At 68.1% G+C, this 12,539-nt stretch carries 14 protein-coding genes; 6 read left to right on the top strand and 8 right to left on the bottom strand.

Annotated features, from left to right (window positions below; genetic code table 11):
- The first annotated feature begins 159 nt into the window (after nucleotides 1-159).
- The 3 genes from VTU_RS0100580 to VTU_RS0100570 are packed head-to-tail and all read left to right on the top strand — an operon-like array spanning nucleotide 160 to nucleotide 1,065.
- Nucleotides 160-387 carry a hypothetical protein gene (locus VTU_RS0100580; protein WP_010099829.1) on the top strand — a complete coding sequence of 76 codons (228 nt, stop codon included), beginning with the start codon at nucleotides 160-162 and terminating at the stop codon, nucleotides 385-387.
- A 1-nt stretch (nucleotide 388) separates the two neighbouring features.
- The gene (locus VTU_RS0100575) at nucleotides 389-748 is read left to right on the top strand and encodes a toxin-antitoxin system HicB family antitoxin (RefSeq protein WP_010099827.1); all 360 of its coding nucleotides are present in this window, start codon (nucleotides 389-391) and stop codon (nucleotides 746-748) included.
- 35 nt (nucleotides 749-783) lie between these two features.
- A complete protein-coding gene (locus VTU_RS0100570) occupies nucleotides 784-1,065 on the top strand; it encodes a HigA family addiction module antitoxin (protein ID WP_081479672.1) in 282 nt (93 codons plus the stop codon).
- Nucleotides 1,066-1,089: 24 nt separating this feature from the next.
- Here VTU_RS0100570 and VTU_RS30510 read toward each other — a convergent pair whose 3' ends face one another.
- Complete coding sequence (locus VTU_RS30510) at nucleotides 1,090-1,806, bottom strand: 4'-phosphopantetheinyl transferase family protein (protein WP_010099823.1); 717 nt, start codon at nucleotides 1,804-1,806, stop codon at nucleotides 1,090-1,092.
- 28 nt (nucleotides 1,807-1,834) lie between these two features.
- A complete protein-coding gene (locus VTU_RS33360) occupies nucleotides 1,835-1,975 on the bottom strand; it encodes a hypothetical protein (RefSeq protein WP_010099821.1) in 141 nt (46 codons plus the stop codon).
- Nucleotides 1,976-2,079: 104 nt separating this feature from the next.
- Between VTU_RS33360 and add the strand changes: the two genes are divergently transcribed.
- On the top strand, nucleotides 2,080-3,201 hold the full coding sequence (add, locus tag VTU_RS0100555) for an adenosine deaminase (RefSeq protein WP_040891548.1): 1,122 nt from the start codon (nucleotides 2,080-2,082) through the stop codon (nucleotides 3,199-3,201).
- On the top strand, nucleotides 3,198-4,205 hold the full coding sequence (locus VTU_RS0100550; RefSeq protein WP_010099816.1) for a Bug family tripartite tricarboxylate transporter substrate binding protein: 1,008 nt from the start codon (nucleotides 3,198-3,200) through the stop codon (nucleotides 4,203-4,205). The genes add and VTU_RS0100550 overlap by 4 nt, the downstream gene beginning before the upstream one ends.
- A gap of 42 nt (nucleotides 4,206-4,247) precedes the next feature.
- Here the strand turns inward: VTU_RS0100550 and VTU_RS0100545 are convergent, their stop codons facing one another.
- The 4 genes from VTU_RS0100545 to argH are packed head-to-tail and all read right to left on the bottom strand — an operon-like array spanning nucleotide 4,248 to nucleotide 8,194.
- Entirely contained in the window at nucleotides 4,248-5,072 is an 825-nt protein-coding gene (locus VTU_RS0100545; RefSeq protein WP_010099815.1) for an ABC transporter substrate-binding protein, read from the bottom strand.
- A gap of 28 nt (nucleotides 5,073-5,100) precedes the next feature.
- Nucleotides 5,101-5,880 (bottom strand): amino acid ABC transporter ATP-binding protein, encoded by a 780-nt coding sequence (locus VTU_RS0100540; protein ID WP_010099814.1) that lies wholly within the window; start codon nucleotides 5,878-5,880, stop codon nucleotides 5,101-5,103.
- Nucleotides 5,877-6,752, bottom strand: a complete 876-nt coding sequence (locus tag VTU_RS0100535; protein WP_029553967.1) for an amino acid ABC transporter permease — start codon at nucleotides 6,750-6,752, stop codon at nucleotides 5,877-5,879. The genes VTU_RS0100540 and VTU_RS0100535 overlap by 4 nt, the downstream gene beginning before the upstream one ends.
- A complete protein-coding gene (gene argH, locus VTU_RS0100530) occupies nucleotides 6,746-8,194 on the bottom strand; it encodes an argininosuccinate lyase (RefSeq protein ID WP_050809408.1) in 1,449 nt (482 codons plus the stop codon). The genes VTU_RS0100535 and argH overlap by 7 nt, the downstream gene beginning before the upstream one ends.
- A gap of 208 nt (nucleotides 8,195-8,402) precedes the next feature.
- Here argH and VTU_RS0100525 point away from each other — a divergent pair, with 208 nt between their 5' ends.
- Complete coding sequence (locus tag VTU_RS0100525; protein WP_029553965.1) at nucleotides 8,403-9,269, top strand: LysR substrate-binding domain-containing protein; 867 nt, start codon at nucleotides 8,403-8,405, stop codon at nucleotides 9,267-9,269.
- A gap of 33 nt (nucleotides 9,270-9,302) precedes the next feature.
- On the opposite strand, the gene VTU_RS0100520 is transcribed toward VTU_RS0100525, so the two are convergent.
- Nucleotides 9,303-11,702 carry an aldehyde dehydrogenase family protein gene (locus VTU_RS0100520; protein ID WP_010099807.1) on the bottom strand — a complete coding sequence of 800 codons (2,400 nt, stop codon included), beginning with the start codon at nucleotides 11,700-11,702 and terminating at the stop codon, nucleotides 9,303-9,305.
- A 30-nt stretch (nucleotides 11,703-11,732) separates the two neighbouring features.
- Nucleotides 11,733-12,539, bottom strand: an 807-nt coding sequence (gene deoC / locus VTU_RS0100515; protein WP_010099805.1) for a deoxyribose-phosphate aldolase, incomplete at its 5' end; no start/stop codon positions are given.

The following is a 12,539-nucleotide window of genomic DNA, read 5'->3' as shown; positions in this document are numbered from 1 at the left end:
CATCGATTGATGCTTGGCGATCTTCGCGGCGGATCATGGCGGCCTGGCCCTTGTTGAAAATCGCCTCGGCTTTTTTGACCGCAGTAGCAGGGCGAAAACGCAAAAACAAAAGCCAGGGGCTTGCTCACGGATGATGTTGCAGGCGATACTATGTGACCCATGAACACGGCCACCAAGCTGCTCGAATCCATGCGTCGCAACCCGCTCGATTGGCGCATCGGGCAGTTCCAAACCGTCGCGCGGCAGCACGGCATTGCCTGGCGCCAGGAGGGTACGAGCCACTGCTGCTTCGTACGCACGGATGGCAGAACGCTCTCGGTCCCGGCGCAGCGCCCGGTCAAGCCGATCTACGTGAAAAAGTTTTTGGCCTTCGTGAAAGGAGATTGATATGCGCAACCTCGACGAATATCCCTTTGAGATTCGCCCGCTGACGCCCGACGAAGGGGGCGGGTTCCTGATTTCTTACCCGGATTTTTCCGAATGCATTTCCGATGGCGAGACCGTGGAAGAGGCCATTGCCAACGGGCGCGACGCGCTCACGGGGACGATCGCGGCGCTCGAGTCCTTCGAGCGTCCGGTGCCCCTGCCCCGCAGCGGCGGTGTCGCCTCTGGAAAATTCGTTGCCCGCGTGCCCAAGACAACGCACGCGCAGCTCGCGACCCGCGCAAAGTCCGAGGGCGTTTCTCTCAACACCTTGGTGCTGGCCTTCATCGCGGAAGGCTTGGGACGGCGGGGCCCGCAAGCCTGAACGGCCCGCCAGACATCCCGCACGAGCCATGATGCATAACCCCCCCGCACCCCGGCGAACTGCTGCGCGAGGACGTGATCGCCGAGTTGGGCTTGTCCGTCCAGGAAGCCGCCGACCGGCTGAGCATGTCCCGCGCCACCCTGTCGCGCGTGCTCAACGCCCACGCCGCGATCAGCCCCACCCTGGCCTTGCGCCTCGAAATGGCGGGCGTCAGCACCGCCCGCGCGTGGCTCGCCATGCAGGCGAATTACGATCTTGCGCAGGCCCGCAAGCGCCCGCAGCCGCCCATCCGCGCATGGCAGGCGACGGACGCCTGAGCCACTCGGCGCGCGCACGGCCCTTTATGGAAGCGGGCCCGCAGCGTGGTTCCAGCAGGTCCATTCGAGCGGCGGCAGACTCCCCTCCTCCCACTGCAAGCGGGCCGGCGTGGCCGGGTAGACCGCCAGGGTCAGCGCCGGGTTCTGGCCCACCACGGCCACGCTGTGGGCCGCGTCGCATGGGGCGAAGCGGACCGACTTCATCCGGGGGCGGGGCATGGACGGCGGGACCTGCTTGATCCAGGCTTCCTTCAGCGTCCACTGCGCGTAGAACCGGGCCTGCTGCTCCTGCGGCGTGGTCTCCGCGGGCCGGGCCGAGGGTTCATGGATCCATTCATTCAGGGCTTGAAAATTGCGCCTGCGGTGGCTGCATTCCACGTCCACGCCCACGGGGTGCCGCGCGACCGCACAGGCCAGCCAGTCCCCGCTATGGCTCAGGGAAAAATACCAGTCCCCGCAGGCCATGCGTTCGGGCATGGCGAGGATTTGTGGCGCGGCGTCGTCCGGTGCGGACAGGGCGTAATCCTGCCAATGCCCCCCCGCCCGGGCCGCCAGGCAGTGGCGCGCCAGCCAGTGGCCGGCGATGAACTGGGCGCGGCGGCGCGTTGCCGTCATGGCCGACAAGCGCCCTTGCTCCGCTGGACTGAGCCAGCCCACACCCAGGTCGCGCAGGCCCGCGTGGATGGCTTCGACGCTCTGGAGCGTGAGGCTGATGGCCTGCGCGGATGGGCTCGCAGGCATGGGACGCAGCGCCTTCCCCGGCAACGGATCAGCGCTCGCGCGCCGCGGCGCGGATGGCTTCGTTGAGGTTCCGCACCCGGGTGTCGTCGCCGGGATGGATGGCCGGCTGGCCGTCCCGCTGGTCATGGTGCATGCCCGTGCCGTCGGGGTGGGCCGGGGGGTATTTCATGGGTCGTCATTTTTCAAGAAAGGGGTGCCGGCGATGATATCGGCTTGTCTGGCGCAGAGGGCCGGATCCAGCGGCCAGGGCTCCGGGAGCCGGGTATCCTGCCCATGGAAAGGACACCCCCGAAAACCATGACGGCCCCCATCAACCATCCCACCCCTGCATCGCTCGAGGCCATGCTGCGCGCGCTGCCCAAGGTCGAGCTGCATTGCCACCTGCTCGGCAGCGTGCGCCACGACACTTTCCGCGGGCTCAACCGGCGCGCCGGCGCGCCGCTGACCGACGCTGCGATCGACGGTTTTTACACGCGCGGCGAGAAGCCGGTCGGCGTGCTGCGCGCGCTGCGTGCGCTCGAAACCCGGCTGCTGCGCTGCGCCGACGATCTGCACCAGATCACCTTCGAGTACCTGCAAGACGCAGCGGCCCACCAGGTGCGCCACGCCGAGTTCTTCTGGAACCCGACCGGGACGCTGCGCGGCAGCGGCATGGCCTACGCGCTGGCGCAGGACGCGATCGTGCGCGCCATCCATGACGCGCAGCGGGATTTCGGCATCGCCGGGCGCCTGATCGCCGCCATCGACCGCGAGGCCAGCCCCGACGCGGCGGTGCAAATGGTCCAGTGGGTCACGGCCCGGCGCTGCGACGAGGTGGTGGGCATAGGCATCGACTACCGCGAGGTGGATCGCCCGCCCGAGCTCTTCGCGCAGGCTTACGCCGACGCGCGCAAGGCGGGGCTCCGGACCACCGCGCATGCGGGCGAGTTCGGCATGCCCTGGACCCACGTGCGCAGCGCGCTGGATCTGCTGCGCGTGGACCGCATCGACCATGGCTATACCGTGGTGGACCAGCCCGATTTCGCGCGCGCATGCGCCGAGCGCGGCGTGGTCTTTACCGTGGTGCCGACGAATTCCTACTACCTGCGCACGCTGCCTCCCGAGCGCTGGGCGCGCGACCACCCGATCCGCCGCATGCCGGGGCTGGGCCTGCGCATCCACCCGAACACCGACGACCCGACACTGCACCAGGTCACGCCCACGCAGGCCTGGCTGATGATGGTGCGCGACTTCGGTTTCAGCATCGACGATCTGCGCGGCTTCATGCACAACGGCCTGCAAGGGGCCTGGATCGACGACACGCAGCGCCGCCAGTGGCGTGCCGAATGGGACCAGAGCTTCGACCTGCTGCGCGCAGGATTGGCGGCCGACCCCCCGCAGATAATCCCCGCATGACCCATACCATGACCCATACCATTCCCCCCACCCGCCGCCGGCTTCTCCTGGCCGCAGCCGGGGCCGCGGCCCTGCCCGCCGCCGCCCCGGCGCAATCGGACTGGCCCGGCGCCAAGCCCATTGCGCTCATCGTTCCCTACACCGCAGGCGGCAGCGTGGACGTGAACGCGCGGCTGATCGCCACACGGCTTGGCGAGCGACTCGGGCAGTCGGTCGTGATCGAGAACCTGAGCGGCGCCGGCGGTGCCATCGGCGTGGCCAAGGCGGTGAACGCTGCGCCCGATGGCTACACGCTGGTGGTCGGCCCCGACAGCGCGATCACCATCGGCCGGCTGGTCAACCCCGCGGCCTTTCGCTTTGATCCGCTGAAGGACCTGGCGCCCGTCGGGCTGCTGAACACCGCGCCCATGGTGCTGGTCGCGCGCCCGGGCCTCGGTGTGCGCAGCTACGCGGACTTCGTACAACAGGCCAAGGCCAGACCGGGCCAGTACAACTACGCCACTTCGGGCGTGGGCACCGTGCTGCAACTGGCGATGGAATTGCTCAAGCAACGCAGCGGCGTCTTCGTCACGCACGTGCCCTACCGCGGCGGTGCGCAGATCGTCACCGACCTGATGGGCGAACAGATCGATCTCGCGATGCTCGTCAGCACCAGCGCCATCCCGCACGTGAACGGCAAGCGCCTGCTGGCGCTCGGACTGACCGGCAGCCAGCGCCTGCAAGCGCTTCCGCAGGTGCCCACCTTCGCCGAGATGCCCGGCCTCGGGGGCTACGAAATGCTCAGCTGGACCGGCATCTTCGCGCCCGCGCAGACGCCGCCGGCCGTGGTGGATCGCCTGAACCGGGAGCTCAACGCCGTCCTGCAGGAGGACGCCGTGCGCGCCAAGCTGATCGAGCAGGGTGCCCTACCGGGCAGCGGCACGCCGGCGGCCTTTGGCCGCTTCGTGCAGATCGAGTACGAACGCAACCGCAAGATCGTGCACAGCGCGCACATCAAGGAGTAAGTCGCTGCGCGCACTCCGCGCGGGGCCGGACCCCGTCCGCGATCAGTCCGCGCTGTCGATGATCAGCTTGGTCACCGCGTAATCGGTGAGTCCCCATTTGGCGGCGATCTTCGCGTACGAGCCGTCGGCGATCAGCTGGCGCATGGCCGCTGCGAGTTCGTTGCTGAACGCTTCATCCTTGCGGCCGGTCGCCAGCCCGACGTACTGGGTGGCAAAGGGCTTGCCCACCAAGGTGTAGGTGTTCGGCTCCAGTCCGAAGATGTAGTGCAGCGTTTCGCCGCCCTGCACCGCGGCGTCGATGCGGCCCTGGCGCAGCTGCGCGCGCGCGTCCGCCGATCCGTCGGTGCCGATGACGGTGATGGCGGACTTGCCGGCTTTCTCGCAGTGCTCGGCGCTCCACGCGGCGACCTCGGCCGGAAACGACGTGCGGCGGCTGGTCCCGATCTTCCTGCCGCACAGCGCCTGGGGGCTGGCGAACTCGGCGGCACGGCTGCTGAGCACGTAGAACTGCGGGCCACTCTTCAGGTAGTCGATGAAGCGCAGCACTTCGCGGCGCGTCGCAAGATCCGTCATTCCGGAGAGGATGATGTCCACGCGCCCGGTGGCCAGCGAGCTCGTCATTTGGTCGAAGCTGGTTTCCTCCCAGCGGATCGTCGTGCCCAGGCGCGCCGCAAGCGCTTCGCCCAGGTCGATGTCGAAGCCGACCAACTTGCCGCTGGCCGGGTCCTTGTATTCCAGCGGTGGATAGTTCGACACCACGGCCGCCCGGATGGGCGCGCCCTTGGCGCGCGTGGTTTGTGCCTGGGCCGTGGGCAGGCCGAGCGCCATGGCCAGGGTGACGATGCCGATGAACAGGGTGCGTGTCATATGCGTACTCCGGGGTCAAAAAAAGGGATCATTTGCGCACAGCCGCGATGAATTCGCGCGTGCGGGGGTGTCGGGGTTCGAGCAGGACCTGGTCGGGCGTTCCGATCTCGACGATCTGGCCATGGTCCATGAACATCACGCGGCTCGCCACTTCGCGTGCAAAGCCCAGTTCGTGGGTGACGACGAGCATCGTCATTCCCGAACTGGCCAGGTCGCGCATGACCGAGAGCACCTCGCCGACGAGTTCCGGATCGAGCGCCGAGGTGGGCTCGTCGAACAGCATCAGCTGCGGCCGCATCGCCAGCGCGCGCGCAATCGCCACGCGCTGCTGCTGCCCGCCGGACAACTCGATCGCAAACGCAGCGCTCTTGTGCGCCAGGCCGACGCGCGCCAGCAGCGCCTGCGCCTCGGCAATGACCTGCTCGCGCGCGCGGCGCTGCACGCGCAGCGGGCCTTCGATCAGGTTCTCCAGCACCGTCATGTGCGGAAACAGGTTGAAGTGCTGGAACACCATGCCGGTCTTCAGGCGCTGGCGCGCGATTTCGGAATCCGAGAGCGCGTGCAGCCGGTTGCCCACGCGCCGATAACCGACCAGTTCGCCGCCCACCCACAGCGCGCCCTCGGTCACGGTTTCGAGCTGGTTGATGCAGCGCAGGAACGTGCTCTTGCCCGAGCCCGAAGGGCCGATCACGCACAGCACCTCGCCGACCGGGATATCGACCGTGATGCCCTGGAGCGCCTGGAACGCGCCGAAGCGCTTGCCGACGGCGACGGCGCGCACGATGGGGGCCTTGTCGTGCGCGCTCATTGCCGTGCGGCGCGGCGGCCGGCGCCGCGCGCGAAATGGGACTCGACGCGCGACTGCAGCAACGCGAACACGGTGACCACCACGATGTACCAGATGCCGGCGACGATCAGCAGCTCGATCACGCGTGCGTTGGCGTAGTAGATGTTCTGCGCGTTGTGCAGGATCTCGGCGTACTGGATCACGCTGGCCAGCGAGGTGAGCTTGATCATGCCGACGAACTCGTTGCCGATGGGCGGAACGATCACGCGCATGGCCTGCGGCAGGATCACGCGGCGCAGCGCCAGCATGCGCGGCATGCCGATCGACTTGGCGGCCTCGTACTGGCCAACGTCAACCGACAACAGCCCGGCGCGCACCACCTCCGAGGTGTAGGCCCCCTGGTTGATTCCCAGGCCCAGCAGCGCGGCAAGAAAGGGGCTCATCACGTCCACGGTGCGCAGCTCCCACACGCCCGGGATGCCGATGCTCGGAAACACCAGCGCGAGGTTGAACCACAGCAGCAATTGCAAGATCACCGGCGTTCCGCGAAACAGCCAGACGTAGGCGCGCGCGACCGTGCTGAGCACCGGGTTGCTCGACACCCGCATCACCGCCGTGACCACGCCCAGCACCACGCCCAGCGCCATCGCCAGCACGCTCATGACGACGGTATTGCGCAGGCCGACCAGGATGGCTTTGGCCGTGAGAAAGCGGCCCACGTACTGCCATTCGATCTGGCCGCGCGCGAACGCGTTCACGACGAGCAGCAGCACCGCAAGAATCAGCGCGCTCGCGACGTAGCGGCCCCAGTAGCGCCGCGGCACATGCTGCAAATGGGAGATGTCCGTGGGTGTCCCTGCCTCCACGGTCCGGCCGCTGCCGGCGGCTAGCATCGCGGACCGGCGTAGGCGCCGTGGATCCATTGGTGCTGCTGCGCCAAATTGGCCTTGGCACGCGCGATCTGCTCGGCCACCCGCTGCGGCGCAGTGCCGCCACGCCCCGTGCGCGCGGCGACCGCAGCCTCCGGCGTCAGGCGCTGCAACACGGCGGGCGTCAGGCGCGCATCGACCTGCGCCAGCAGGGCCTCGGACACGGCGCCCAATTCGATCCCCCGGGCCTCGCAGGCCCGCACCAGTGCGCCGGTCACCTCATGCGCCTGGCTGAAGGGAACGCCCGTGAGCGCCAGCCAGTCCGCCACCTCGGTCGCGAGCGTGAAGCCCAGCGGCGCCTGGCGCCGGAGCTGCTCGACGTTCACGCGCATCGTCCGGATCATTCCGGTCATCGCCGGCAACACCAGTTGCAGTGTGTCCACGCTGTCGAAGGCCGCGCTCTTGTCTTCGGCCAGGTCGCGGTTGTAGGCCAGCGGCAGGGACTTGAGCGCTGACAGCAGGCCCACCAGGCGGCCGATCAGGCGGCCCGCCTTGCCGCGGCTGAGCTCCGCGATGTCGGGGTTTTTCTTCTGCGGCATGATCGAACTGCCGGTGCAGTGGCCGTCGTCCAGGTCCACCCACTGGAACTGCCGCGACGCCCACAGCACCACGTCTTCCGAGAGCCGCGACAGCTCGACGGCAAGCATGCTGGTGACGAAGAGGAACTCGCACACATGGTCCCGGGCCGCGACCGCGTCGATCGAGTTCTCGCACGGCGCGTCGTAGCCGAGTTCGGCGGCCGACAGTTCGGGGCTGCGGCAGATCGCCGACCCCGCCAGGGCCGCAGCGCCCAGCGGCGAACGCGCGCTGCGCCGATCCCAGTCGATGAACCGGTCGATATTGCGGCCGATCGCCTGCGCATGCGCCATCAGGTGGTGCGCGAACACGATGGGCTGCGCCGGCTGCAAGTGCGTGAGCCCGGGCGCCAGCGTGCCGATGTGCTGCGCGGCCTGCGCCATCAGCGCGCCTTGCAGCGCATGCACCGCGGCGGCGATGCTGCGGGCCTGGTCGCGCAAATAGAGCTTCAGGTCGTTCGCCGCCTGGTCGTTGCGCGAGCGGCCCGCGCGCAGCTTGCCGCCGACGGAGCCGAGCCGCTCGGTGAGCACGCGTTCGAGGAAGGTATGAACGTCCTCGTCGGCCTCCGAGGGCTCCACCGCGCCGGCCCGGTAGTCTTGCTCCAGCATGTCCATGCCGGTCAGGAGCTCGTGCAACTCGCCGCCGTTCAGGATGCCTGCGCGCAGCAATTCACGCGCATGCGCGCGCGACCCCGCGAGGTCATAGGGCACCAATCGAAAGGCACCGGGTTCCGAGCGCGACAACGCCCTCAATGCGGCCGCGGGTTCTGACTTGAAACGTGCGCCCCACAGACGGTGACGGGGGCTGGGGCTGGCTTGCTGAAATTCCATGGTCGGGGATCGTAGTAACTAAATGCATCGACGGAAACTGAAATTCATGCTTCCAAAAGTTGCAAAAAATATCAGCATTTCCGCACCCCTGTGCAAGCAGGGGGCGTGGCCTGAATTTTGCCCGCGTACGGTCCCTTTTCCGAAAATCACGAGAAAAATCGCATGCCCGACCCCGCAAAACGGCCCCGTCGAAAAGCCGTTTCCCCCTTTGAATGCCCTGCGTGCCTTTGATGCGATTGCGCGCCATCTGACGGTGGCCAAGGCAGCGGACGAACTGAACGTGACCCCGAGCGCGGTGAGCCATCAGCTGCGCACGCTGGAAGCGGCACTTTGTGTGCAACTTTTTTGTCGCAACAAGACCCGTTTGAAACTCACGCAGCACGGCGAGGCGCTATGGCCCTCGGTGCGCTCGGCGTTTCAGATGATTGCGCACGCGGCCGCGAAACTCGGCGACCCGGCGATGGTCGGCCACCTCGTGGTGTCGGCGCCGGAGGGGCTGAGTTCCAGGGTGCTGGCACGCCATATCGGCGAATTCCTTTCGGCGTACCCGGAGGTACGGTTCCGCCTGATCGCATCGAACGAGGACAAGGACGTCTACTCGTGCGCGGTGGACCTGTGCATCCGCTACGGCTCCGGCATCTGGTCGGACCGCCAGGTTCGCCTGCTGACGCACGTGGAGCTCTTTCCGGTCTGCAGCCCCGCGCTGATCAACGACCCACGGAGCATCCGCTGCATCGACGAACTGCGCCACCACCCGCTACTGTGCGAGGACGGCAGCACCGAATGGACCCGCTGGCTCCTGGGCGCCGACGTGCCGCTCGCCGACTTCCGGATGTGCGCCATGGGCAACGCGCACATCGCCATGGAGGCCGCCGTGCGTGGGCAGGGTGTCGCGCTGGGCAACAGCCTGCTCGTCGGCGACGACCTCGCAGAGGGACGCCTGGTCCGTTTGTTCGAGCGCAGCGTCCCGGCCAAGCACGCCTACTACCTGGTATGCCGCCACGAGACCAGCGAAAGCCCGCTCGTCGCGGCTTTCACCGAATGGATCCTGGCCCGGGTCCGCGGCCATGGTTGAGACGGCCGGGTGGTGCACTCCAGAACCGACGCCCTACTCCCCATAAGGGATCCAGATGTTTTTCACCTGGCAGGCATGGCGCAAGTATTCGCCGCCTTGGGCCTGTTCGGGGGCAGTCCAGTCGGTGTGCCGGCTTTGTGCCCAGACGGATTTCAGGTTGCCGGCGGAGGCTGCGCGCATCCGGGCTGCGCCGGTGGCTGGCCCGAAGTACCACAGCGCGGCGACGTCGTCGTGCAGCGCGAGCACCTCGGCCAGGTCGTCGCTGTCGCCGAACACGATGTTCAGCGCGCCGTCAGGCACGTCGCTGGTGTCCAGCACCTGGGACAGGTCGGCAAACATCAGCGCGGTGTGCGCTGGGGGAATCAGCACCACGCGGTTGCCCACGGCCAGCAGGGGCAGGGTCAGCGAGAGCGCGCTGAGCAGCGCTGACTGCGCCGGACTGCGCAGGCCGACCACGCCAAAGGGTTCGTTCATGGCCAGGGTGACGTGCGCCGTGAGCGTGGCGTGCGCGCTGCCGTCGTTCTTGTCGGCGATGGCCGCGTAATGGAACACGCGCTCGAGCACCTGTTCGAATTGCCGGGTCGCGGCGGCCTCGCTGATTGCGTCCATGGCGCGCAGATGGGCCACCAGGCAGTCGGCACGCGCCGCCAGGTTTTCGGCAAAGCAGTACAGCACCTGCGCCCTGGCGTGGCCGCTGGTCTTGGCCCAGCCAGACGCCTTGTGCGCGGCTTCGACCGCGTTGCGTACGTCCTTGCGACTGCCCAGGCCGGCGTGGCCCAGCAACGCGCCGCCATGGGAGCGCACAGCAAAGCTGTACCCCGAATCCGCCCGGGTGTGCTGGCCGCCGATGTAGAACTTGGCGCTGCGGTCTATGGGCTGCGCCGCAAGCGCTGCCGTGGGTTCGGGGTGCGCGCTCGGATGCAGCCGCGCAGATTCCGGTTCTTCCAGCGCGCTGGCCGTGCGCAGCCACTTGGGGACCAGGTATTCGTGCATGCCTTCGCGTCCGCCTTCGCGGCCAAAGCCACTCTCGCGGTAGCCGCCAAAGCCGGCGGCAGCGTCGAACAGGTTCGCGCCGTTGATCCAGACCACACCGGCGAGCAGTTCGGCGGCCACGGTCAGGCAGACGTTGACGTTCTCGGACCAGACCGATGCCGCCAGGCCGTAGCGGCTGTTATTCGCCAGCGCCACGGCTTCGTCGAGCGTGCGAAAGCCCATGGAGACGACGATCGGGCCGAAGATTTCCTCCTGCGCCAGGGGATGCGCGGCGGGCACGTTTTCCAGGAAGGTGGGCGGAAAAAAGTGACCGCAGGCCGGCGGCTCCAGCGCGCCCTGCCAGCAAGCAAGGCCCTCGGCGCGGCCGGCGGCGACCATCTGGCCGATGCGCTGCAGTTGCACGCCATCGACGATCGCACCCATGTCGCTCGACTTGTCCAGCGGGTCGCCCACGCGCAGCCTCTGCATGCGCGCGCGCAGTTTCGCGCCAAAGCGTTCGGCGATGCTTTCCTGCACCAGAATGCGCGAGCCGGCGCAGCACACTTGGCCCTGGTTGAACCAGATCGAATCGACCACGCCTTCGACGGCGGCGTCGATGTCGGCGTCGTCGAAGACGATGAAGGGCGACTTGCCACCCAACTCCAGCGACAGCTTCTTGTCGCTGTCGGCGCTGGCTCTGCGGATCATGCGGCCCACTTCGGTGGAGCCGGTGAAGGCGATCTTGTGCACCTCCGGGTGCCGGACCAGGTGGGCGCCGGTGTCGCCGTCGCCGGTGACGATGTTCACCACGCCCGCAGGCAGACCGACCCCGACGCACAACTGGGCAAAGGCGATGGCCGTCAAGGGGGTGAGCTCGGCGGGCTTAAGCACCACGGTGCAGCCCGCGGCCAGCGCCGGGGCCAGCTTCCATGCGAGCATCAGCAGCGGAAAGTTCCAGGGAACGATTTGCCCGCACACCCCCACGGCTTCATGCGCCGGGAATTCGCTGGCGAGCAACTGGGCCCAACCGGCGTGGTGGTAGAAGTGGCGCACGGCCAGCGGCAGATCGACGTCGCGCGACTCGCGGATGGTCTTGCCGTTGTCCATGCTCTCCAGCACGGCAAGAAAGCGCGCATGTTTTTGCAGGTGGCGCGCGATCGCGTAGAGATGGCGTGCCCGCTGGTGGCCGCCGAGCGCCGCCCAAGCCGGCAGCGCCTGGCGCGCCGCGGCCACGGCCTGGTCCACGTCGTGCGCACCGCCCTGCGCCACCAGGGCCAGGCGCTCTTCGGTCGCGGGGTTGAACACGCCAAAGTATTCGCCCGCTGCGGGGGCGACGAACTGGCCATCGATGAAGTGCCCGAAGCGCATCCCGTGGGCGCTGAGCCACTGGTTCACCGGGGCGGGGGATTCGGGTGACGGGCCGTAGTCCATGGTGCGGAGGATGTCGCTCACAGAGGTCATGGTGGGTGGGGTCGTTGCCGTGCGTGTATTTCAGACCATGGCGTGCTGGTGCAGCGCGCCGTAGCGGCCCGTGACGTGGTGCTCGAGCTGGCGTTCGATGTCGCCCAGCAGCGCGCTGGCGCCGATGCGCAGCAGGTCGGGTTCGAGCCAGTCGCGGCCCAGTTCTTCGTTCATCAGCGTGAGCCAGTGCAGCGCGTCCCGGGCGCTGCGGATACCCCCTGCGGGCTTGAAACCGATGGCGTAGCCCGTGGCGTCGCGGTAGTCGCGGATGGCCCGGCACATCACCAGGCTCACCGGCAGCGTGGCGTTGACCTCCTCCTTGCCGGTGGAGGTCTTGATGACGTCGGCGCCGGCCATCATCGCGACCATGCTGGCCTTGTAGACGTTGCGCAGGGTCTTCAGCTCGCCGGTGGCCAGGATGGCCTTCATCTGCGCCGCGCCGCAGCGCGCGCGCATGGCTTGGACTTCCTCGTACAACGCGCCCCAGTGCTGGCCCAGCGCATGCGAGCGGGTGATGACGACGTCGATTTCGCGCGCGCCTTCGCCGAGCGCATGGTCAATCTCGGCCAGCCGCTCGCGCATCGGCGTCAGCCCCGCCGGGAAGCCCGTGGCGACCGAGGCCACCGGAATGCCCGAGCCTTGCAGCGCGCGCACTGCCGCGGGCACCATGCTCGGGTAGACGCACACGGCGGCCACCTTCGGGGGCGCTGCCTCCAGCCCCAAGCCGGCGACGAGGTCGCGCCGCAGCGGGTTGCGCGCCTTGGCGCACAGGCGCGCCACGCGCTGCGGCGTGTCGTCGCCGGCCAGGGTGGTCAGGTCGATGCAGGCCATGGCCTT

The sequence above is a fragment of the Verminephrobacter aporrectodeae subsp. tuberculatae At4 genome, from assembly GCF_000193225.1.
Taxonomy (GTDB): Bacteria; Pseudomonadota; Gammaproteobacteria; order Burkholderiales; family Burkholderiaceae_C; genus Acidovorax; species Acidovorax aporrectodeae.
The sequence above is the reverse complement of the archived record's forward strand: the minus strand, read 5'-3'. Positions and strand labels throughout refer to the sequence as shown.

Bases quoted from the DNA above. Each gene is read 5' to 3' on its own strand.
- VTU_RS0100545 (WP_010099815.1), bottom strand. From the start codon at position 5,072: ATGACACGCACCCTGTTCATCGGCATCGTCACCCTGGCCATGGCGCTC.
- VTU_RS0100580 (WP_010099829.1), top strand. From the start codon at position 160: ATGAACACGGCCACCAAGCTGCTCGAATCCATGCGTCGCAACCCGCTC.
- VTU_RS30510 (WP_010099823.1), bottom strand. From the start codon at position 1,806: ATGCCTGCGAGCCCATCCGCGCAGGCCATCAGCCTCACGCTCCAGAGC.
- VTU_RS0100520 (WP_010099807.1), bottom strand. From the start codon at position 11,702: ATGACCTCTGTGAGCGACATCCTCCGCACCATGGACTACGGCCCGTCA.
- VTU_RS0100535 (WP_029553967.1), bottom strand. From the start codon at position 6,752: ATGCTAGCCGCCGGCAGCGGCCGGACCGTGGAGGCAGGGACACCCACG.
- add (WP_040891548.1), top strand. From the start codon at position 2,080: ATGGAAAGGACACCCCCGAAAACCATGACGGCCCCCATCAACCATCCC.
- VTU_RS0100575 (WP_010099827.1), top strand. From the start codon at position 389: ATGCGCAACCTCGACGAATATCCCTTTGAGATTCGCCCGCTGACGCCC.
- VTU_RS0100550 (WP_010099816.1), top strand. From the start codon at position 3,198: ATGACCCATACCATGACCCATACCATTCCCCCCACCCGCCGCCGGCTT.
- VTU_RS33360 (WP_010099821.1), bottom strand. From the start codon at position 1,975: ATGAAATACCCCCCGGCCCACCCCGACGGCACGGGCATGCACCATGAC.
- VTU_RS0100540 (WP_010099814.1), bottom strand. From the start codon at position 5,880: ATGAGCGCGCACGACAAGGCCCCCATCGTGCGCGCCGTCGCCGTCGGC.
- argH (WP_050809408.1), bottom strand. From the start codon at position 8,194: ATGGAATTTCAGCAAGCCAGCCCCAGCCCCCGTCACCGTCTGTGGGGC.